The sequence below is a fragment of the Shewanella aegiceratis genome (genome assembly GCF_019457495.1).
In the GTDB taxonomy this organism is placed as follows: domain Bacteria; phylum Pseudomonadota; class Gammaproteobacteria; order Enterobacterales; family Shewanellaceae; genus Shewanella; species Shewanella loihica.
The window spans coordinates 2,815,798-2,836,366 of record NZ_CP080416.1 but is presented as its reverse complement, the minus strand read 5'-3'; the positions used below and the strand labels follow the sequence as shown (position 1 = coordinate 2,836,366).

Genomic DNA, 20,569 nt, shown 5'->3' with positions numbered 1-20,569 from the left:
GGCTTGTCTCTTTAGGAGCTCTGGCTAGGTCTTTGGCCTGGTTTTTGCTGCTTGTAGGGATATTTCTCTGCAGTAGTCGAAAAATTGACAATGAATTCAATTAGCCAGGCCATTAATGGTTCACAAGCCAATCTGATCGCCAACAGCTATGGCCAAGAAACACAGGGTCAGGACACACGTAATGTCGACGGATCATCGGCCAGCGACAAGGTGACCCTGTCAAATCAAGGCTCCAAGGTGCAAACGACAGGACCAGATATCCCCCAAGAGGCGGTATTTCTCTCGCCAAGGGCCGAGCGGGCGCAGAAGATAGAGGCGATGGCCAAAGACTTCTTCTCCAAGGGGCAGTTTGGCATCGGCGATATTCCCAAGTTAATTCAGCGTCTGCATCAGGACGGCATCTTGTCAGAAAGTCAGCTTAATCGCCTGAGTCAGGCGGGCTTTGAGATCCCAAGGGGCGATGGGGCGCAGCCGTCACTGCTTGATTTTATCGCCAGCCAGCGCGAGCAGCTCAAGGAGAGTAATCCCGATAGCGTGATGATCGCCATGCTCGATGACGCCGAGTCTGTGCTTAAGCAGATGGACAGCCTCGACAGTCAGGGTTTGAACCAGAAGGCGGCGCGGGTATCGGCCCAGCTGTCGGTGTTTGTACAGGGCGATAACGGTCTGGCGAGCAGAGACAAGGAGATGTGGCAGGCGCTTAAATCCACCATGCAATTGGCCGCCGCATCGGGAAGTTCGCAACAGGCTTCCGGGCAATTACAGCGTTATCTGGCACTATCTAAACGAATTACGTAATTTATTCACAGCTTGTCCCATTTTTATCCCGCATCTAGCTCCCTTTGCCGACTGGGTCAAGGCAAGTTTTAACGATAAGTGGCCCAGTTGGCAGTAATCTTGTGTCACAAAATTCCATCCGCAAATTAATGATCTGGATCAAGGTACTTGAGCCTAACTTGTAGCTTAATGCGCTACATATTGTGTTCATCGTCTATATTAACACTATATATGGTGTTAATTTGGCCGTTACTTGAGGAGATATTGAACAATGCCAGTGGTTATTAAGCGGGATGGTTACCGCACGCCTTTTGACGAAACAAGGATTCGAGATGCAGTGGTTGCTGCAGCAAGTTCGGCAGGTATTGATGATGTTGCCTATGCCACCGAGGTGGCCTTACAAGTACGCCAGTCGGTGGCCGAACTCGAGCAGGTGGATATTCACGACCTGCAAGATGCGGTAGAAAATCAGTTGATGGAAGGCCCCTATAAGCAACTCGCCAGGGTCTATATCGAGTATCGCCACGACAGGGATATTCATCGTGAGTTGAGCAGCCGTCTCAACCGCGAGATCCGTGGCTTGGTCGAGCAGAGCAATGCGGCGCTGCTGAACGAGAACGCCAACAAAGATTCCAAGGTGATCCCCACCCAGCGTGATCTGCTGGCGGGCATTGTGGCCAAACACTATGCCACACGCCATATTCTGCCTAAGGATGTGGTGGCGGCCCATGAGTCGGGTGAGATCCATTATCACGATCTCGACTATGCGCCTTTCTTCCCCATGTTTAACTGTATGCTGATCGATTTGGCAGGCATGTTGACCCATGGTTTCAAAATGGGCAACGCCGAGATCGAGACTCCTAAGTCTATCTCGACTGCGACTGCGGTTACAGCGCAGATCATCGCTCAGGTGGCCAGCCATATCTATGGCGGCACCACTATCAACCGTATCGACGAGGTGCTCGCGCCTTTCGTTGCTAAGAGTTATGACAAGCACTATCAGGTCGCGCTGACCTGGGGGATCACAGATGCCAAGGCTTTTGCCACGGCGCAGACAGAGAAAGAGTGTCACGACGCCTTCCAGTCGCTGGAGTATGAGGTCAACACCCTGCACACAGCCAACGGCCAGACGCCTTTTGTCACCTTCGGCTTCGGCCTGGGCACCTCCTGGGAGTCGCGCCTCATCCAGTCATCCATGATGAAGGTGCGCATGACGGGCCTGGGTAAGAACCGTAAGACGGCGGTCTTCCCTAAGCTGGTCTTCGCCATTCGCGATGGCATCAACCACAAGGCGGGCGACTGCAACTATGATATCAAGCAGATGGCGCTCAAGTGTGCGTCGATGCGCATGTACCCGGATATCCTCAACTATGAGCAGGTCGAAAAGGTCACCGGCTCCTTTAAGACGCCTATGGGGTGTCGCAGCTTCCTCGGTACCTACGAGGAGGAGGGCGAGCTGGTGCACGAAGGGCGTAACAACCTTGGTGTGGTCAGCCTGAACCTGCCGCGAATCGCCATCGAGGCTAAGGGCGACGAGACGCGTTTCTATCAGCTGCTGGATGAGCGTCTGGCGGTGGCCCGCCGCGCCCTGGACACGCGCATCGAGCGTCTACAAGGCGTGAAGGCGAGGGTCGCACCAATTCTTTATATGGAAGGCGCCTGTGGCGTGCGTCTGCGCGCCGACGATGAGATCAGCGGCATCTTTAAGAATGGCCGTGCCTCTATTTCCCTGGGTTATATCGGCCTGCATGAGACCATCAATGCCCTCTATGGCAGCGAGACCCATGTGTATGACAGCGAGGCCCTGCGCGGCAAGGCGCTTGCCATTATCGAACACCTCAAGGCGGCGACCGTGCGTTGGCGCGAGGAGTCGGGCTATGGCTTCAGCCTCTACAGCACGCCGAGCGAGAACCTGTGTAGCCGCTTCTGCAAGCTGGATACCGAGGCCTTTGGGGTGATCGACGGCGTAACAGATCGCGGCTATTACACCAACAGCTTCCACCTGGATGTGGAGAAGAAGGTGAATCCGTACGATAAGTTGGATTTCGAGCAGCCCTATCCGGCACTCACCAGTGGCGGCTTCATCTGCTACGGCGAATACCCTAACATGCAGCACAATATCGAGGCGCTGGAAGATGTGTGGGATTATAGTTACAGCCGGGTGCCTTACTATGGTACCAACACCCCGATTGATGAGTGCTACGACTGTGGCTTCACCGGCGAGTTTAGCTGTACCAGTAAGGGCTTTACCTGTCCTAAGTGTGGCAACCATGAGCCGAGCCGGGTGTCTGTAACCCGCAGGGTGTGTGGCTACCTGGGCAGCCCGGATGCAAGACCCTTCAACTATGGTAAGCAGGAAGAAGTTAAACGCCGGGTGAAGCACCTCTAATGAGCTGAGCCAAGCAGCATTAAGTTTCGGCTGCGGGCACAAAGTGAATGTAGAAAGTGAAAGAAAAGATGAAGATAGCAAGGCGCCCCGGGGCACTTGCTATCTTTGTATGAGGGGCACATGAACTATCATCAATATTTTCCCATCGACGTGGTCAATGGACCCGGCACCAGGGCGACCCTGTTTGTCTCGGGCTGCGAGCATCAGTGCCGGGGCTGCTACAACCAATCGACCTGGAATCCCGAATCGGGCCATCTGTTCGACGAGGCTATGCTTGAGCAGGTGATTAAGGATCTCAATGATACCCGCATTGTGCGCCGCGGCCTGTCGCTCTCTGGCGGCGACCCGCTGCATCCGGGTAATCTCGATGTCATCTTGGCCTTAGTTAAACGTGTAAGGCAGGAGTGCCGGGGCAAGGATATCTGGCTGTGGACTGGCTATAGACTCGATGAACTCAGCCCGGCCCAACAAGCGGTTATCGCCCATGTGGACGTGCTGGTGGATGGCAAGTTTGAGCAGTCGCTCGCCGATCCCAGTCTGGTGTTTCGCGGGAGCAGCAATCAGGTTATTCACTATCTCACCGAAAAACGCTGAAATTAGCGGCAGATACTGCTGTGGCTAGGACGCTGCCGATGCCGGATGACTTGTTCGTACCTTCCTCATTAGTGGTATAATGTTCGCCAAACTGGCAAATGCTGCCTATTTTTATCTGAGTGGCATTTGTATATTCGCGAGATTTTTAAGGCAAGTTAATGAATTTAAAGCAAGAGTTACAGCAGTTAAACGATCGTCTCGATAAGTATCGTCGTAAATTAGATGCGGCAGAGAAGCGTGGCGATCAGGCGGTTATTTTGCAATTTAAGCAAGAGATCAATGCGGTAACTAAGCAAATTACCCATGTTAAACAGCAGCAGAGCCGTCAGTTGAACAAACGCGGCACAGAGGTGAGCGAACTTGCCTTTAGCCGTGCGCTGACCAAGGCCGAGCAGGCGGATATGGGTAAGCTCAAGCGTTCGGTGAAGGGCTTGATCGTTGTGCATCCCATGACGGCCCTTGGGCGCCAGATGGGACTGACTCAGGTGACTGGATACGCGCCTAAGGCCTTCTAGGCCATAGAGGTTTTTGATGGCGGCGTGAGCGACTTCATAGCCTTGCCGCCACTCAGGGCGTATCCTTATAAGCCAAAGCGGTTGCGGTGAAGCAATAACCGATTTCATCACTCGGGTATTTCACTGTTAGGCAAAAACACATAGAATGCTCGGTCTGAGAAAGGGGAGAGTCTCTCCTCCTGGTTTTCATTTTTCGTTCGCATCTCAGACAGAGCGAGTTGTAAAGGTTATTTCATGTCGATTAAGTATGTCGCCACCTCAAAGCTTCCCACCCCTTGGGGAGTGTTTGCCATGCATGGTTTCGAAGATACAGAGACGGGCAAAGAACATGTGGCGCTCACCTTTGGCGAGTTAGATGCGAGCCAGCCCATTCTGGGCAGAATTCACTCCGAGTGTCTGACCGGCGATGCCCTGTTCAGTCTGCGCTGCGATTGTGGTTTTCAGCTACAAACCGCGATGCAAAATATCGCCGAGGCGGGTCAGGGATTTATTCTCTATCTGCGTCAGGAAGGCCGTGGTATAGGCCTTCTCAATAAGATCCGTGCCTATGAGCTGCAGGATCAAGGCGCCAATACGGTGGAAGCCAACGAGCGTCTGGGTTTTGCCGCCGATATGCGCAAATATGACATGATCAAGCCCATGCTTGAGAAGATTGGTGTGCAGCAGGTGAAGCTGATGACCAATAATCCCCGCAAGGTGAAGGCGATGAAGGAACTTGGCATCGCGGTTATCGAGCGTGTGCCACTGCAGGTGGGTAAGAATCGTTATAACGAGGCCTATCTGAAGACCAAGTCGACCGAGCTGGGTCACATGATGTCTGAATATCACTTCACCGAAGAGCATCAAGACTAATCCTGCTTTTGCCGTGGCTAAGTTCACGGTATAGGCTTTGGGATAACTTCTAAATATGAGTTAGCACCGTGGTGACCTTAATGTGTCGCCACGGCCTACATGCTGACAACTCTTCCTCTATAGATACTATTCTCTGGGTTGAACCTGCTTCTCTTTGGCCTTAAGCAGGGCCATCAGCTGGTTGGTGGTGATGGCTATCTGATCTTGTATCTGCTTGCGCTCCAGCTCTGCCGCCTCAGAATCGTCTCCCTGCAGGGCCTGAAGCTCTAGCTGTAGCTCTTCGAGTTTCTGTTTTAATTCTTTGATCTTCTTGTCGATATCAGACAAGTTTTCATCGTCTTCTGCTTCCTCAGTCTTGCGCGCCTTGTCAGTCTTGGCGGCTTCGCTGTTGTGCAGCGCCTTGCCGGCTGCATCGGCGAGGGCCTTCTTGCCGGCCTCAGACAGGCTGACTCTGTCACTGCTGGACTGAGTTTGTTCACTCTGGTTTCGGTGACTTGGATTTTGAGCCGCCTCGGGCGCATTGGAATCGCGCACATCGACTGAGCTTAGGCTCTGAGGGCCCAGGCTTTGGGCGCCGAAGGCGTTTATACCGTGAACATTCATCTGCTTAACCTTCCTTGTTACTTCATTAAAGAGATGCAATTAAAAGTATGCCTGACGTTAGTATCGGCAGGCAGGGAAGAAGCTTAAGCGGATTTTGATGGGATTAATCTGATGAGGCTCGATTTTCTGGTGAAATCACCTGGCTTAGTCGTCAGATTTGCCCCAAATATGTTGGTTGACACCGCTGGTGCCTGAGCTTTCCGCCTCATCGTCAGTGGTGCGTTTAGGCTTGGGGGCATCTATAGGACGACTGGCATCGCCGCGTAGGTGCGCCGGGATAGGCTCGCCAATCATCTTGAGGTAGAGGCGCTCCACCTTTTCCCTGGCCCACTGGGTCTTACGCAGGAACTTGAGACTGGATTTGATGGATGGGTCGTGGTTAAAGCAGCGTATGTCGATACGTCTGCCAAGCTCTTCCCAGCCGTAGTGGTCGACGAGGTCTGTGAGTAGGGCTTCGAGTTTGATGCCGTGTAGTGGGTTATTCGCCTGAGTCATGGTGATAGCTGAGTAAAAAATTTGGCCCATTATATCAGCTTATCCAAGGCGTTTTCGATAAAAAAGGGGACCCTGAGGTCCCCTATCTTGATGATGCGATTATTGGAAGCTTAGCTGCCACGCATCGATAGTGCCTGTGTCGCGACGGGCGCTATCAACTGCCTTCAGTGTCCAGGTGCCGGCAGATTCAACGCCAGACATGTCGACTGTGTAGCTCTTGATGATGTTGTCGGCACTGCCGCCACTGTTGTCATGTAGCACGGCTACCTGACCGCTTGGGCTGTGCAGTTCAACCTGCAGATCGCCGATGTAGGTGTGGGTAATGTTAACTGTTACCGTTACCGTGCCAGAGTCGCCGCTGCGAGTCACATCGATTGGGCTGCTGATACCCGCAGTGTTGTTGTCAGGGATCGCATAGCTGGTGTTGTTGGTATAGGTGGCCGGGCCGCCTGTGTTACCGCCAGTGCTCTGCTCTGTGTAGCTGGCTGTCAGGCTAACACCGCTAAAGTCGCTATAACCTTGAACCATCACATAGTAGGTACCCGCCTGTGGCGTGCTCACTGGGCAAGACTCGCTGTTGCCACCTTTCCATGGACGACAGTCGTAGCTGCTCAGCGTAGGTGCCGCGCCATATTGAACGTAAAGGTCAGCATCGCCAGTACCACCGCTCATGGAGAAGTTCAGATCGCTGGCACCGGCTGGTACGTCGATAGAGAAGTGTAGCTCGTCGCCTTTCACGCCAGTCAGGTTGGTCTTAGCCACGCCATTTTCCAGCACGTTACCACCTGTGCCAGTACCTGGATCGGTTGGGCCGTTACAAGAGGCATCTAGGTACTCTTTGGCGGCAACCGCGTTAACCAGACCGTAACCAGTCTTGTCGTCGCGACCGGCAACGTCGAGATCTTCAGCCGTTGCTGTTAGCGCAGCACGCACCTGAGCGGCGCTACACTCTGGGTGGTAGCTCCACACCAGGGTTGCAACACCCGATACGTGTGGTGTCGCCATAGAAGTACCATTGTAGTACTCGTAATCTTCACCACTAGTGTTGGCTACTGTGACGTTAGTGCCTAGGTGAGCACGTAGTGCCTGACCTGTGGCGCGATCGACAGACACAGAAACCATTGGGGCTTCGTTGTTGGTGTCAACCAGGAAGGGGTTTTGCAGACCTGGCAGCGCAGTGTTACTGAACACGATAGCTGCCTGTGCGCCGGCGTTGTTACATGCCTTAACCGCGTCGATTTCTGGGTAGCTGGCGCCTTGGTTGCCAACACGCTCAACCAGACAGACTTTGCCAGTCATGTCGCCACAGTTAAAGACACCGCCCGATACGCTACACTCGGCCAGCTCGGCTGTGACAGAACCTGTGATAGGAGTGCCAACATAGTTGCCGCTGCTGTCTTTCACATAGCGGTTGTGAGGCACTACGCCATTGTCGAAGTATGACTGACCACCGGCGGTGATGTTAGCCAGACGACCTTCACCGCGTGTAACGGTTGAAAGAATCGCTTCACCTGGACCAGAGATCTCCACCTGGTTGGTGTACTGAGAGAAGGCCGCGTGATCTTTGTTGTTATCAACTGCAGCTACAGACATAACCGCATCGTATGATGCTGGGTAGCTGTGGGTGTTGTTACCGTCGTTACCGGCCGCTGCGATCAGCAGCACGCCATTGTTGGCGTGAGCGGCTAGGGCGTTTTTCTCTGTGGTGGTTGACTGAGAGCCACCCAAAGACATGGTCACTACGTTCGCGCCGTTGGCCACACAAGTGTCAACCGCCGAAACCAAAGATGATGAGTAGCCCCAACCATCTGAGTTAAATACTTTCACTACGTGGATGTTGGCGTTCTGGTTTGGCATCACACCGACCACGCCGTCGTTGTTGGCAATTGCAGCTATGGTGCCCGCTACGTGAGTACCGTGAGCGTTGTGGGCGCCTGGCTCATACCAGTTACCCGTACCTGAGTTGTTGGTACCTGTGACATTGTTGCCGCTCAGCTCGCTGTGGCTACGATCGTAACCCGAGTCGATGATACAGATGGTGCGGTTGCCGGCCATGCTGTCGCTCAGGCTGGTGGCGCCCACAAAGGTTTGACCCCAAGGTGTGGTCTCACTCAGCAGGTGGCGCGGCATATCTTCTTCAACATAATCAACGTCGGCGCGCAATTTCAGGGCCTTAACGCCATTGTTATCCAGCTGCGCCGAGTAAGCGTTTGAGCGACCGATGCGCTTCATCTGCTTGGCCTTAACGCTGTTCAGTGCTCTGTGCTGAGAGAAGACTTCGTTGGCTCTTGGTTGATAGTCGTTCAGGCTGTTGGCATCGGCCTGTGCGGCGGCCTGGGCATTCTTAAACTTGACGATATAGCGCTTAGGCAGGGGAGATGCTTGATTGATACGAGCATTTTCTGCCTGAAGGTGGAGTCCTTTCGCAGGCGCCGCATTGACGTTTGCTGCAATTGCCAGGGCAAGCGCAGACAAAGACATAGCGACCGCAGTTGTCTTTTTAACTGTCATATTGTCTTCCATTTTAAAAGTTAGAATTAATAATTATTATTGGAGTGCATAGCAGCATGACTGCCATCATATGCGTTACTCGACAGTGAATTTATCTGCTGATGAAACATTTGTAAACAAGCTGTTAAGTCAGTGTTTGGGTAAAAGAAGCGATCTGTGTAGAGCATTTTTATGCAGAAAATATTCAGTGAATACGATTGTTTCGCCGATGGGATAGTGTGTTTTTGAGTATTTATTCGAATTTTCAGCCTGTTTATTTGCTCGGTGCGTTGCCTGATTACCTGCGACGTAAAATTGACCTTAATTTATAACTTATTGTAATTATAGGATAATCGTTATTCCATAAGTGTAATAACATATAGCGAATAGTTATATGTTGTTTCAATTGTTACAATTTGGCAGCGTCCTAATGTCGCGAGATCCTTAGCCTTCTAAAGGGGGAGGCATGCATTATCTGTGAAAAGGCGCCTGTTTAAGAAGGTCGCTAACGAACCAGCTTGCTAATGAGCGAGGCTGCTAGTCAACAAGGCTGCTATTGAACGAGGCTATTAGTGAACACGGCTACTAGTGAATAATACTGGGAATTAAAAGGCAGCTAATGAAAAAGGCAGCTAATGAAAAAGGCAGCTAATGAAAAAGGCAGCTAATGAAAAAGGCACCCTGGGATGCCTTAGTCGGTTTAGGGATGTCTGAGCGTTAAGCTCATCTTCTCCTAGTGCTTAGCCAGGCTCTGATAGCCGCCACCATTATAGGTGTTGCTGTAGCCTAGCTTTACCAGACTCTCCTGAGCGATGCCGCTGCGACGGCCACTGCGACAATAGAGCACCACAGACTGATCTTTGGCGATGCCGCGCTTGGTAAACTCTTCGGCAATGTTTTCAAAGGGAATATTAATCGCGTTCTCTAGATGTCCCTCGGCAAACTCCTCCGGGGTTCTGACATCAACGACCATGGCCCCTTGCTGTATATGCTCCCAGGCAACCTTAGGGTTTTTCTCTTCGCCATAGCTTGGCGCCGATACGCCCATGATGGCGACAAATAGCAGCGCCATCAGGCTGATGATTGATTTGGGTAGCATCTTATTGGCTTGTCTCACGTTGGCTCCTTGTGATCTGTGAGTTATTTCATGCGGGCCAATTCCGCTTCCGTCTTGATCCCCATCTTCTTCATTAACATGGCGGCCGGACAGAAGCCGGTAAAGGCGCTTTGAAATAGATTAGCGCCTACAAAAGCCGTTAGCCAGATAAAATTAGGGTGGACAAAGGTCGTGAGCAGCAAAGACAACATGACCATAAAGCCTGCAAAGGCGAAAATACTACGTTCGACAGACATACTGTATCTCCTTAAGATTGCGGATTAACCGCGGCAAAATATTCGGGGCGGTGACGCATCACGGCGTAATAGAGCACGGGGATCACCACCAGGGTTAACAGGGTTGATACCAAGATGCCGAAGATCAGGCTGATGGCCAGGCCGTTGAAGATCGGATCATCTAAGATGAACAGGGCACCAATCATGGCAGCCAGTCCCGTCAGCATGATGGGCTTGGCCCTGACGGCGCCAGAATGGATCACCGCCTGCTCGAAGGGCACACCCGCGGCGGTTTCCTGATTAATAAAGTCCACCAAGAGGATGGAGTTACGCACTATGATGCCCGCCAGGGCGATCATGCCTATCATAGAGGTGGCGGTAAATTGTGCCCCCAGTAGGGCATGGCCCGGCATCACCCCTATGATGGTGAGCGGAATAGGCGCCATGATGATCAGCGGCACGCTGTAGGAGCGGAACTGACCCACCACCAGGAGGTAGATGGCGATCATGCCCACGCCATAGGCGATACCCATGTCTCTGAAGGTCTCATAGGTGATCTTCCACTCGCCGTCCCAGAGCACGGCTATGCTGTCCAGCCCTGAGGGTTGCTTGACATAGTGTTGATCGAAGCCCAGACCACCCTCTTGATTGATGCTGCCGGCGATCTCGAACATGCCATAGAGCGGGCTGTCCAGTGGACCTGCCATGTCGGCGACCACCATGATCATAGGGATCATGTTCTTGCGTATGATAGGCGCGTCTATGGCTCGCTTGTGTATGGTGATCAGCTCAGAGACGGGCACAGAGTTCCCCGAGGCATTGGTGAGCCTGAGGTTAAGCACCTGCTCGAGATCCACCTTGGCGCCTTCCTCCAGCTGAAGTTTGATAGGCACTGGCGACTTTTGATTCGGCTTGTGCAGGTAGCTCACCGCCTTGCCGCCCACCGAAGTGGCCACCAGATCGACGATATTGCTGTAGGGCACGCCCATCAGGCTGGCCTTGGCGCGGTCGATATTGACCTGCCATTTCTGTTGCGCAGCGGGCAGGTAGATGTCGATATCCACCACATCCTGGGTATCGTGGAACAGCTGCTGCAGTGCATTGGCTGCGGTCTCACGCATCTCGGCGTTAGGGCCATAGACCTCGGCCAGGATCGGCGACCACACAGGTGGGCCAGGGGGCACTTCCACCACCTTGACGTTGGCATTGTATTGCTTGGCGGTGGCCTGCAGCGCGCGGCGCACCTCTGAAGCTATGCTGTGGCTGTCTCTGTCGCGATCGCCTTTATCAACCAGATTGACCTGAATGTCTCCCAGCTCCTGGCTCTGTCTGAGGAAGTAGTGGCGCACCAAGCCGTTAAAGTTCATCGGCGCGGCGGTGCCGGCGTAGAGCTGATAGTTGTCCACCTCTTCGACCTTATCCAGCTCCATGGCTAGGGCCTTGAGTACGCGCTGGGTCTGCTCAACCGGCGTGCCTTCTGGCATATCCAGCATCACCTGAAACTCCGACTTGTTATCGAAGGGCAGCATCTTGAGCACCACCAACTGACCCACGGGCAGGGAGACGGCGATCATGATCAGCAGGGCGATGGCCGCGCCCAGGCCAATCCTCGCCTTACCGGCCTGTTTGCCTCTGACGAAGGGGGAGATCAGCCCAGTAAACAGCCTTAGCATGCGATCGTCTACATCATGCTCGCCATCACCACCTTGGTGTTGATGACCCTTGAGCAGCTTAGTGGCCAGCCAGGGGGTGACGATGAAGGCGATGGCCAGGGAGATCAGCATCCCCATGCTGGCATTGATGGGGATCGGGCTCATGTAGGGGCCCATGAGGCCGGATACGAATGCCATCGGCATCAGCGCGGCGATCACGGTAAAGGTCGCCAAAATAGTCGGCCCGCCCACCTCATCGACGGCGACGGGGATCAGCTCCACAAAGGAGCGTTTGCCCAGCGCCATATGCCTGTGGATGTTTTCCACCACCACGATGGCATCATCGACGAGTATGCCGATAGAGAAGATCAAGGCGAACAATGAGATACGGTTAAGGGTAAAGCCCCAGGCCCAGGAGGCAAACAGGGTGATCGCCAGGGTGATGATGATGGCGATGCCCACCACCACAGATTCGCGTAGCCCCATGGTGAGGAAGACCAAGATCACCACGGCCGAGGTGGCAAACACCAGCTTGAGGATCAGGGTGTTGGCCTTGTCGCCCGCTGTTTTACCATAGTTGCGCGAGACCGTGATGTTGACATCGTCGGGCACGAGTATGTTGTCTATCTTGTCCAAGCGCTCGAGGATCACATTGGCGATATCCACGGCGTTCTCGCCGGGCTGCTTGCCGATGGCGATGGTGACCGCAGGATAGATGGCCGACTTATCGCCGTGCCAGGCGTGCTGGGTCGGGATGTCGCTATTGAGCCTAATCTTGGCGATATCGCCCAGGTACACGGGGGCGCTCTGGCCCGACTCGTCCTGATACACGGCGACAACCAGCTGCTCAACCTCTTGTTTCGATTTTAAAAACTGCCCAGTCTGAACCTTGATCTCCTGATTATCCTGCACCAGAGATACCGGCATGGAGACATGGTTATTGCTCGACAGGCTACGGTTGATATCGTCGTAGGTGAGGCCATAGAAGCTCATCTTGGCGGGATCGATCCGCACGTTGAGGCTGATCTCATGGCTGCCGACGCTGTAGATCTCGCGGGTGCCCGGAATGCGTTTCAGCTCGCTCTCCAATCCCTTGGCGATATGGGTTAGCTGCTCGGCAGATTGCGCCTTGTCTTTCGACCATAGGGTCAGGCTAACGATGGGCACATCGTCGATGCCGCGGGGCTTGATCTGTGGCTCGCCCACGCCTGCCTGGCTGGCAACCTTGTCCTTGTTGGAATAGACCTGATTGTAGAGCTTGACGATCGCCTCGTTGCGCGGGATCCCCACCTCGAAGATGGCGATGATCAGTGCGCCGTCTGGTTGTGAGAAGGAGTAGAGGGTGTCTATTCCCTTGATCTGCGAGATCACCTCCTCCATGGGCTGGGTCACCAGATGCTCGACCTCGCTCGGCGTGGCGCCGGGGAAGGGGATGTAGATGTCGGCAAAGGTGACATCTATCTGCGGCTCTTCCTCTTTGGGGGTCACCATGACGGCAAACAGCCCCAGCAGCAGGCCAAGCAGGGCCAGCAAGGGGGTGATGGCGCTCAGCTGGAACATGGCCGCCAGGCGTCCGGAAAATCCCAGACGTTTTGGGCTGTGCGGATTATCTTGGTGTCGATCTTGCTGATTCATATCTATACGGCTCCTATTCGATCACCAGATCTATTGTTTCAGCTTCAGCAGCACTTGATAGGCGTCGATGGCGATGGTGTCGCCATCACTCAGGCCCGAAAGCACCTCGAAGCTATCGCCCTGCTTGTTGCCCAGGCGCACCTGATTGAGCATGAATTGATTGTTCTGCATCAGGTAGACCGCGCTCAGTTCGTTGTTGTAGATCACCGCTGACTCGGGGATGGTCAGGGTATTGCGATCGCCGGCGTTGAAGCTGGCCTTGACCCACATGCCGGGCATCAGGTTGGGCTCCTGCGGTGGCAGGTCGATACGTGTCTTATAGCTGTGGCTCTTGGCATCGGCGAAAGAGAAGATGGTCAGGGCGTCTGATTCGAGCTCCTTGCCGTTGGTCAGTACTAGCTTCATCTTGGGATTGGCGCGCAGCGCATCTATGTAACGCAGGGGCACATGGGTGACGGCGCGCATATGCTCGGTGGCAAAGCCGCTCAGCAGTGCCTGGCCGGGAGACACGGTTTCGCCCACTTCTACATGGCGCTTGGTGACCACGCCGGCAAAGGGGGCGCTGACAGTGGTGTACTGCAGAGACTCGTTGGCCTGGATGATACGGGCCCTGGCCGCGCTGACCGCCTGGGCCGAGGCGCGGGCGTTGGCGATGGCCTGATCCATATCGCCTTGGGAGATGGCCCCCTGGGGGAACAGCTGCTCATAACGCTTACGCTGTTTCTGCGCCTCTTCGTTTTGGGCCTGGGCGCGGGCAAAGTCGGCCTCGGCGGCCGCCAGCTCGGCGCCCTGGGCCTTGCTGGTGATCTCCAGCAAGGATGCGCCCTGGGGCACGATATCGTTGACGTCATAGTTGATCTTGATGATGCGGCCCGAGGTTTGCGCCGATACCGTCGCCGATTTTACCGCCTCAAGCTGTGCATCTAAGGTGATCCACTGGGGCTGAGAGTGTTTGGCTACCGTCATGGTGGGCAGTTCGCTGGCGCCAGATACCAGGCTGACGAGTGACAGCAAAATGCCGATGGAAAGTGTGTGTTGTACTTGCATGGAAGATCACCTCTTAAAACTTCATAAGAAAATTCTAATGGACTTTTTAAGCTTGTGCAATCTTTTATTAGAAAAATACGATTGAAGGGGCGAAAATCCTTTGCCCCTTTAAAACTAATCGTTTAAGTAATAGGTTAGGGTCGAAACCACCCTGACTTTCTTGATACTCGGCGTGTTGCTGTCACGGTTGCTGATGGTAAATTGCCCCTGAGACGCCTGTTTAATCTTGCCAAGTTGGGAGGCGGAGTCTTTGGCAAACTTCTCGGCGGTTTGGCGGGCATTCTCCGTGGCCGTCTGCACCATCTGCGGCTTAAGCTCATTCAGGCCGGTGAAGAGAAACTCGGTGCGGCCATTGTAATCCTGGTTGGAAATGGCAATCCCTTCCTTAGTCAGCTCGATAAGATTGCGCTGGGTGCCCAGCAGCAGATCCACCCGCTTAGTGTAAAGGGATACGGTGACCTGGGCCGCGTAGCGGTATTTGACGTTAGGGTCTACATAACCCTGGGCCTGCCTGTCTTCGATGGAGGGCAGGGAGCTTGAGATCTCATCTTGCGTAAAGCCTTGTTTAATCAGGAAGGCTATCACCTTATCCGTCTTGCTTTGCACCTCCTGATAGAGGTTATTGAGATCATTGTCTACCTGGGTGAAGCGGATGGGCCAGATGGCGGTATCGGCCTTTACCTCGACTTCGGCGAGGCCCTTGACCGTGACGGTTCTTTCCATGGCACGCATCTTGATGATGCTATCGCCAAGGCTAGTGCCTAACAGATAGAGACCGGCGCAGATGAAGCCGCCTAAGAGAATACTTGCCAGTGATTTTTGCATGGATAAGCGTCCGAGTTGCTATGGGATAAAGCCAGCATATGCTTGTTTCGTTTGGTTTTCCAGGGAAACAGCGCTCAGGTTTGGGTGCTTGGTTGCCAGAGCTCGACCTTGTTGCCGTCGGGGTCGATAAACCAGCCGAATCGGCCAAATTCTGAGTCCTCGGTTTCGGCCAAAAGCTCGGCGCCGCCTTCGGCCACCTGGGAGAGGGCCTCGTTGAGATCGTCGACGATCAGGTTAAACATAAACTCTTTGCTAGAGGGGTGAAGATAATCTGTGTCTCTCCCCATTGGGGTCCAGACGCTGTAGCCGGTGGCGGCCATCGGCATCAGATTATTGAGGTAGAAGGCCGCGCCGCCCCAGTTTTCTACCGGCACCTGCAGGTAGGTCTTGTACCACAGTGCGAGTCGCTGGGGATCGTCACTCTTGAAAAATATGCCACCTAAACCAATTACTTTTGCCATTGTCCATCTGTCGTCACGGGAGCTTTGTATTAACTGTAGAAAAGTTTTCCGATAACTACAAAAAAGCCGCAGTAGGCTGCGGCTTTTTGGGGGCAGTGATACAAGTTAGAACTTGTAGTTGTACTGCATAGAGTAGTAAGTGGCGTTCGAGCGTGTGGTCGCGTGAACCATGCCGGTATCAGGACCGATTGGCAGACCGCCTGTGATGGCGCTGTGCTCGATAAGGTCTACATCTTCACCGCGGATGAAGGCGACACCGAAGTCCAGGCTCGCGTGTTTGCCCAGGTTATAGGTGGCACCAGCGGTGAACCACTGACGGTCAGAGTCAGGGATGGAGATAGAGCTGACTTCGCCAACGACGCCTTGGTCAAACATGTAACCGGCACGTAGTGTCCAGTCTTGGTTGAGGGTGTAGGTACCGCCGACGCTGAACAGCCAAGAGTCATCCCAGGCGTAGGTCTTGAGGCTAGCCTCTGGCGCCACAGGCACGCCGCCTATGGTGCCGTCGGTCACTGTGATCTCTTTGAAATCGCCCCAAGTGGTCAGCTGCGCCGTGTAGTGCAGGGCAAACTTCTCGGTTAGCTGATGGAAACCCGCCATCTGGAAGATATCCGGCATAGGGATGTTGATCTCATCGAAGGCGACGTTGGCACCGGCAACTGGGTTATACATGTTGATGTCGCCCGTCGCCTTGAAATCTGGGCTGAAACGGTAGCTCATACCGAATCTGTGATCGGCATTGATCTCATACACTGCCCCTATGATGCCGCCAAATGCTACGCCGTCGGCGTCAACATCCACAAGATCTTGCTGCACTGCACCGGCTTGAGTCGGTACCAGGCCGCCGCGGGTCAGGGTGCCTTGACCATAGATCACATCGACGCCGGCGCCGACGCTGAAGTGGTCGTTAAAGCGGTAAGAGGCGCTCAGGTTGAAGTTGAGCGTGGTCACTTCTGTCTTACCCAAAAGATCTAGCGGGGCAGGCAGGCCGTTAACCAGCTGCTGTGACATAGGGGTAGTGTCGGTACCTGTGCCAAAGTTGCTGAACATGGCAACGCCATAGGCAAACTTGTCGTTAACTGGGCTGACATAGTAGAAGTTAGGGATGATCTTGGCTTCTGCCGCATCATCCACATGACCATAGTGGATCGGGCCCACTAGCGAGTCGATGTAAACATCTTTAACACTGACTTCGACATCGGCGTAGGTCAGGCCCATAGAAAGTTGCTTCTCGTCAAACAGGGCCATGGCCGCTGGGTTGCGAGACAGCACTGAGGCGTTGTCAGCGATGACGGCATCACCGGCAAAAGCGCGGCCGACACCAGTGGCTGACTGGCTGTTGAGTTGGAAACCGGCGGCCATCGCCTGTGAGCTAGCGAGTGTGACGGCTACTGCGAGTATTGTCTTGTTGAAACGCTTCATAGTTTGTTCTCGTTATTGTCGGCCCGGCTGCATATTGTGCTCATGCTTGTGCCTGAGTCGTGGCGGCCAGGTCCATTTTATAATTCCCGTGCATAGTAGGGATGAGGTGTTACCTCAACAACTCCGACCAGATACAACTTTTTGTTGATTTTGTGTTAAATGGATGGCCGGTTTTATGCGGGAAAGTTAGCTGTTGTTTGAAGAGGTGCTTGATGGCGCTATGCCACGTAGCTTCTGGGTTTGATTAAGGTTTTGCTAAAAGTTAATGGGTTGTGAAATGGCAAATTGTAAGTAAAATTTATGCGGTATAAAAAAAGCGTACACTTGTACGCTTTTTTGATCTTCCGCTCATTTTTACGTCAGCGAAGTGGGAGCCTTGCCTCAGAGTTTCTGGCTAAATTGCTCAAATTGTTCGCGGGTGCTGTCGGCTGGCGCCGAGACCAGGCTGACTAAGACACCGGCCAGGGTGGCGAAGAGGAAGCCAGGCAAGATCTCATACAGGTCGAAGATGCCACCGGTACTCTGCTTCCAAAGCACCACTGTGATAGCGCCAACGATGATAGTGGCTACCGCGCCATTGCGGCTATAGCCACGCCAGAAGAGAGACAGGATCACCACAGGGCCAAACGCCGCGCCGAAGCCTGCCCAGGCATAGCTTACCAGGCTCAGCACACTGCTCTCAGGGTTCAGGGCGATGACGCCAGAGATGACGGCTATGGTCAGCACGCCGATACGGCCAATCATCATCAGCTCCTTGCTGCTGGCATCGGGTCTGAGCCACTTCTTGTAGAAGTCTTCGGTGATCACGCTAGAGCAGACCAGCAGCTGTGAGTCTATGGTGCTCATGATGGCCGAGAGAATCGCCGCCACCAAGAGGCCACCGATCCATGGGTTAAAGGCGGCGTGAGCCAGGTGGATAAAGATGGTCTCTGGGTTGTCGATAGGCTGATCGGCAAAGTAGAGGGTGCCGGCAAGACCGGTCGCCAGCGCGCCCATCAGCGCCACTATCATCCAGCTCATGGCGATACGGCGCGAGACCTTAAGATCGTCGGCGCTGCCGATGGCCATGAAGCGCGACAGGATATGGGGCTGACCGAAATAACCAAGACCCCAGGCAAGCAGAGATGCCAGGCCTATCATAGTGGTGTTATCGCTCAGCAGTGACAGCATGGCAGGATCCAGGCTATGGATGCCGTTCTGGGTCTCAGGCTGGCTGAAGATGGTGACCGGCACGATCAGCAGGGCGATCAGCATCAGACAGCCCTGGAAGAAATCGGTCCAGCTCACGGCGAAGAAGCCGCCGACGAAGGTGTAGGCCACTATGATGCCAGAGCCGATAAGCAGGGCCAGGTTGTAGTCAAGGCCAAACACCTTCTCGAACAGTATGGCGCCGCCCACCATGCCTGACGAGGTATAGAAGGTGAAGAAAACCAGAATGGTGATCGCCGAGACCAGCTTAAGCACGGACTGCTTGTCTTCGAAGCGTTTCTCGAAGAAGTCCGGCAGGGTGAGGGCATTGTCGGTAAACTGGGTGTAGATCCGCAGGCGTTTGGCCACGAACAGCCAGTTTAGCCAGGCGCCAAATACCAGGCCTATGCCGATCCAGGCTTCGCCCAAGCCGCCGAGATAGACGGCGCCGGGGAGTCCCAGCAGCAGCCAGCCGGACATGTCCGAGGCGCCCACGCTGAGAGCGGTGACGGCTGGTCCCATGGAGCGGCCACCCAAAATATAATCGTCGACAGAGTCGGTTGCTTTATATGCCCAAAGGCCAATGCCCATCATGAGGATGAGGTAGCCGAAAAAAGTAACTAATATCGGTAATTCAATATTCATGCTTTCGCCATATTGTTCTCATGCCAATGCCTTTTGTTAGCCGGGATGTGAGCCCAGCGTCAAAGTGCGCTGACATGTCTGTTTTAAATGAGCCTGTATGCTAGCAGATGTTTGAGCGCTAGCCCAAATCTGCCGTGAAATGTGATCAAGATCTAGGCTTTATCGGTCGATTAATTGCCAAGTTATGCGGAAATGTTGTGGCTTTGTTGGTCATATTGGCGGATTGCGGCTCGTATATGTTAGTGGCCGTGGGGTTAAATCAAAGCTCGCAAGTGTAAGTGCAAGTGCAAGGGAGCCAACCTGTGGTCGACTCCCTGTATTAGCTTACCTGACTAATTGGAATGTGCCTTGGACTCTGGTCTAACGGTAGGAGCCCTAGATGAAAGACTCTTTCACTTCGTCTCTGACAAAATCCAGATCTGTGGCATGCTCGCCGACCAAGAGGACGTAGGCGTTGTCAGACTTGAAGCCCATTCCCTGATAACGGTTGTCGGCAAAGGCCTCCTCGAGCACCATGCGATCTTCCAGCGGCACGATAAATAGGGTGACCTTGCCTTGCTTGCCCTGCATCACCAGATGGATACTCTTCACCCCCTGGAAGTCACAGTAGGTGCTGTAGAGCACGCGACCGGGCTGCTCGGTAAAGTGGGCATGCTTCAGGCTAGTCAACGAGGCCAGCTGAGTATTGACCTCATCGACGCTGATGTTCTCTTCACTCTTCATCGCCATCTCTTCATGATAGACATGAGCCAGGGCGTGCTGTCCCAGATCCACCGGGGCGAGACGCAGCAGGGTGAAGCTGATGCCAGCGATGAAGGCGATAGAGGCCACCAGGGCCAGGGTAAAGCCTGTCTTGCGGCGATCCACCTGATGCTGATGCAGCTGTTGATTGAGCAGCAGTTTAGCCTCGAGATCCTCTGGCACCTCTATCTTGAGGGCGGATTCGAGTTTCTTGTCTAATAGCTTGAGATCGTTGACAAAGGCAGTGCGCTCACTCGACTCGTGCATCGACGCAAGAAACTCGTCGTCTTGACGGTTTGGATTTTCATAGGCCTCGCGGCGGAATTTGAGCTCATCCATTAGAGCGCCCCCTGGTTTGCGTGTCATCGAGTATCTCTTTTAGCTGATTTCTGGCGCGAAATAAGCGAGTCATTACGGTATTACGATTCAGATCTAAGATATCGGCGATCTCTTCGCCGCTGAAGCCGCCGATCACTTGCAGGATCAAGGGCTCGCGGTATTCGGCTTCGAGCTTGGCTATCTGGCGTCTGAGCATATGCTGCTCCATGTTCTCCTCGCTGGAGGAAGAGATATGGTCGGCGATATCGGCCTGCTCCACATCCGAGTAGTCGAACTGCTTACGCTCGAAGCGGCGGGCGTTTTCACGCCGTAATATGGTGATCAGCCACGCCTTGGCGGCCTTGTCATCTTTGAGTGATTCCAAGGAGCGCCAGGCGCGTAAGAAGGTTTCTTGGGTGATATCTTCAGCGATATGTTTATCCCCGCACAGCCAGAAGGCGTAGCGGAACAGATCGCCATGAAGTGCCCTGACAAGGCTATCGTATCGTCGTTGTTTATTCAGCATGTCTCTATTGACCGACTTTTTCGGTTTTTTATTTCGTATCACGCTAAACATTTTTTACTCGC

The 20,569-nt window shown here is 53.9% G+C and carries 18 protein-coding genes; 5 read left to right on the top strand and 13 right to left on the bottom strand.

What is annotated here, in order from left to right; all coding sequences use genetic code 11:
* The first annotated feature begins 90 nt into the window (after window positions 1–90).
* The 5 genes from K0H80_RS12505 to ribA all read left to right on the top strand — a co-directional run bounded on the left by K0H80_RS12505 (window position 91) and on the right by ribA (window position 5,127).
* Window positions 91–798 (top strand): Rossmann-fold NAD(P)-binding domain-containing protein, encoded by a 708-nt coding sequence (locus K0H80_RS12505; RefSeq protein WP_220071792.1) that lies wholly within the window; start codon window positions 91–93, stop codon window positions 796–798.
* Between the two features lie 250 nt (window positions 799–1,048).
* Window positions 1,049–3,166, top strand: coding sequence for an anaerobic ribonucleoside-triphosphate reductase (gene nrdD, locus K0H80_RS12500; protein WP_011866246.1), 2,118 nt, complete (start codon window positions 1,049–1,051; stop codon window positions 3,164–3,166).
* A gap of 120 nt (window positions 3,167–3,286) precedes the next feature.
* A complete protein-coding gene (gene nrdG / locus K0H80_RS12495) occupies window positions 3,287–3,760 on the top strand; it encodes an anaerobic ribonucleoside-triphosphate reductase-activating protein (RefSeq protein ID WP_220071791.1) in 474 nt (157 codons plus the stop codon).
* Between the two features lie 158 nt (window positions 3,761–3,918).
* Window positions 3,919–4,275 (top strand): YibL family ribosome-associated protein, encoded by a 357-nt coding sequence (locus K0H80_RS12490; protein WP_011866244.1) that lies wholly within the window; start codon window positions 3,919–3,921, stop codon window positions 4,273–4,275.
* Between the two features lie 234 nt (window positions 4,276–4,509).
* Window positions 4,510–5,127, top strand: coding sequence for a GTP cyclohydrolase II (gene ribA, locus K0H80_RS12485; RefSeq protein WP_011866243.1), 618 nt, complete (start codon window positions 4,510–4,512; stop codon window positions 5,125–5,127).
* A 126-nt stretch (window positions 5,128–5,253) separates the two neighbouring features.
* Here the strand turns inward: ribA and K0H80_RS12480 are convergent, their stop codons facing one another.
* The 13 genes from K0H80_RS12480 to K0H80_RS12420 all read right to left on the bottom strand — a co-directional run bounded on the left by K0H80_RS12480 (window position 5,254) and on the right by K0H80_RS12420 (window position 20,558).
* Window positions 5,254–5,730: a hypothetical protein gene (locus tag K0H80_RS12480; protein ID WP_220071790.1), complete on the bottom strand. Its 477-nt coding sequence runs from the start codon at window positions 5,728–5,730 to the stop codon at window positions 5,254–5,256.
* A gap of 144 nt (window positions 5,731–5,874) precedes the next feature.
* A complete protein-coding gene (locus K0H80_RS12475; protein WP_220073977.1) occupies window positions 5,875–6,225 on the bottom strand; it encodes a VF530 family protein in 351 nt (116 codons plus the stop codon).
* A 99-nt stretch (window positions 6,226–6,324) separates the two neighbouring features.
* The gene (locus K0H80_RS12470) at window positions 6,325–8,736 is read right to left on the bottom strand and encodes a S8 family serine peptidase (protein ID WP_220071789.1); all 2,412 of its coding nucleotides are present in this window, start codon (window positions 8,734–8,736) and stop codon (window positions 6,325–6,327) included.
* A 712-nt stretch (window positions 8,737–9,448) separates the two neighbouring features.
* Complete coding sequence (locus K0H80_RS12465; RefSeq protein WP_398351624.1) at window positions 9,449–9,763, bottom strand: rhodanese-like domain-containing protein; 315 nt, start codon at window positions 9,761–9,763, stop codon at window positions 9,449–9,451.
* 92 nt (window positions 9,764–9,855) lie between these two features.
* Entirely contained in the window at window positions 9,856–10,068 is a 213-nt protein-coding gene (locus K0H80_RS12460; RefSeq protein WP_011866238.1) for a YgaP family membrane protein, read from the bottom strand.
* An 11-nt stretch (window positions 10,069–10,079) separates the two neighbouring features.
* Window positions 10,080–13,334 carry an efflux RND transporter permease subunit gene (locus K0H80_RS12455; protein WP_220071788.1) on the bottom strand — a complete coding sequence of 1,085 codons (3,255 nt, stop codon included), beginning with the start codon at window positions 13,332–13,334 and terminating at the stop codon, window positions 10,080–10,082.
* 30 nt (window positions 13,335–13,364) lie between these two features.
* Window positions 13,365–14,381, bottom strand: a complete 1,017-nt coding sequence (locus K0H80_RS12450) for an efflux RND transporter periplasmic adaptor subunit (protein WP_220042810.1) — start codon at window positions 14,379–14,381, stop codon at window positions 13,365–13,367.
* A 114-nt stretch (window positions 14,382–14,495) separates the two neighbouring features.
* On the bottom strand, window positions 14,496–15,206 hold the full coding sequence (locus tag K0H80_RS12445; protein ID WP_011866235.1) for an SIMPL domain-containing protein: 711 nt from the start codon (window positions 15,204–15,206) through the stop codon (window positions 14,496–14,498).
* Window positions 15,207–15,280: 74 nt separating this feature from the next.
* Window positions 15,281–15,667: a VOC family protein gene (locus tag K0H80_RS12440; protein WP_220071787.1), complete on the bottom strand. Its 387-nt coding sequence runs from the start codon at window positions 15,665–15,667 to the stop codon at window positions 15,281–15,283.
* A 105-nt stretch (window positions 15,668–15,772) separates the two neighbouring features.
* Window positions 15,773–17,089 (bottom strand): OmpP1/FadL family transporter, encoded by a 1,317-nt coding sequence (locus K0H80_RS12435; RefSeq protein ID WP_220071786.1) that lies wholly within the window; start codon window positions 17,087–17,089, stop codon window positions 15,773–15,775.
* A gap of 381 nt (window positions 17,090–17,470) precedes the next feature.
* Complete coding sequence (putP, locus tag K0H80_RS12430; protein ID WP_220071785.1) at window positions 17,471–18,922, bottom strand: sodium/proline symporter PutP; 1,452 nt, start codon at window positions 18,920–18,922, stop codon at window positions 17,471–17,473.
* A 375-nt stretch (window positions 18,923–19,297) separates the two neighbouring features.
* Window positions 19,298–20,002, bottom strand: coding sequence for a DUF3379 domain-containing protein (locus K0H80_RS12425; protein WP_220071784.1), 705 nt, complete (start codon window positions 20,000–20,002; stop codon window positions 19,298–19,300).
* Complete coding sequence (locus tag K0H80_RS12420) at window positions 19,995–20,558, bottom strand: sigma-70 family RNA polymerase sigma factor (RefSeq protein WP_144200587.1); 564 nt, start codon at window positions 20,556–20,558, stop codon at window positions 19,995–19,997. The genes K0H80_RS12425 and K0H80_RS12420 overlap by 8 nt, the downstream gene beginning before the upstream one ends.
* Between the last annotated feature and the right edge of the window lie 11 nt (window positions 20,559–20,569).

Bases quoted from the DNA above. Each gene is read 5' to 3' on its own strand.
- K0H80_RS12505 (WP_220071792.1), top strand. From the start codon at position 91: ATGAATTCAATTAGCCAGGCCATTAATGGTTCACAAGCCAATCTGATC.
- nrdD (WP_011866246.1), top strand. From the start codon at position 1,049: ATGCCAGTGGTTATTAAGCGGGATGGTTACCGCACGCCTTTTGACGAA.
- nrdG (WP_220071791.1), top strand. From the start codon at position 3,287: ATGAACTATCATCAATATTTTCCCATCGACGTGGTCAATGGACCCGGC.
- K0H80_RS12490 (WP_011866244.1), top strand. From the start codon at position 3,919: ATGAATTTAAAGCAAGAGTTACAGCAGTTAAACGATCGTCTCGATAAG.
- ribA (WP_011866243.1), top strand. From the start codon at position 4,510: ATGTCGATTAAGTATGTCGCCACCTCAAAGCTTCCCACCCCTTGGGGA.
- K0H80_RS12480 (WP_220071790.1), bottom strand. From the start codon at position 5,730: ATGAATGTTCACGGTATAAACGCCTTCGGCGCCCAAAGCCTGGGCCCT.
- K0H80_RS12475 (WP_220073977.1), bottom strand. From the start codon at position 6,225: ATGACTCAGGCGAATAACCCACTACACGGCATCAAACTCGAAGCCCTA.
- K0H80_RS12470 (WP_220071789.1), bottom strand. From the start codon at position 8,736: ATGACAGTTAAAAAGACAACTGCGGTCGCTATGTCTTTGTCTGCGCTT.
- K0H80_RS12465 (WP_398351624.1), bottom strand. From the start codon at position 9,763: ATGGGCGTATCGGCGCCAAGCTATGGCGAAGAGAAAAACCCTAAGGTT.
- K0H80_RS12460 (WP_011866238.1), bottom strand. From the start codon at position 10,068: ATGTCTGTCGAACGTAGTATTTTCGCCTTTGCAGGCTTTATGGTCATG.
- K0H80_RS12455 (WP_220071788.1), bottom strand. From the start codon at position 13,334: ATGAATCAGCAAGATCGACACCAAGATAATCCGCACAGCCCAAAACGT.
- K0H80_RS12450 (WP_220042810.1), bottom strand. From the start codon at position 14,381: ATGCAAGTACAACACACACTTTCCATCGGCATTTTGCTGTCACTCGTC.
- K0H80_RS12445 (WP_011866235.1), bottom strand. From the start codon at position 15,206: ATGCAAAAATCACTGGCAAGTATTCTCTTAGGCGGCTTCATCTGCGCC.
- K0H80_RS12440 (WP_220071787.1), bottom strand. From the start codon at position 15,667: ATGGCAAAAGTAATTGGTTTAGGTGGCATATTTTTCAAGAGTGACGAT.
- K0H80_RS12435 (WP_220071786.1), bottom strand. From the start codon at position 17,089: ATGAAGCGTTTCAACAAGACAATACTCGCAGTAGCCGTCACACTCGCT.
- putP (WP_220071785.1), bottom strand. From the start codon at position 18,922: ATGAATATTGAATTACCGATATTAGTTACTTTTTTCGGCTACCTCATC.
- K0H80_RS12425 (WP_220071784.1), bottom strand. From the start codon at position 20,002: ATGGATGAGCTCAAATTCCGCCGCGAGGCCTATGAAAATCCAAACCGT.
- K0H80_RS12420 (WP_144200587.1), bottom strand. From the start codon at position 20,558: ATGTTTAGCGTGATACGAAATAAAAAACCGAAAAAGTCGGTCAATAGA.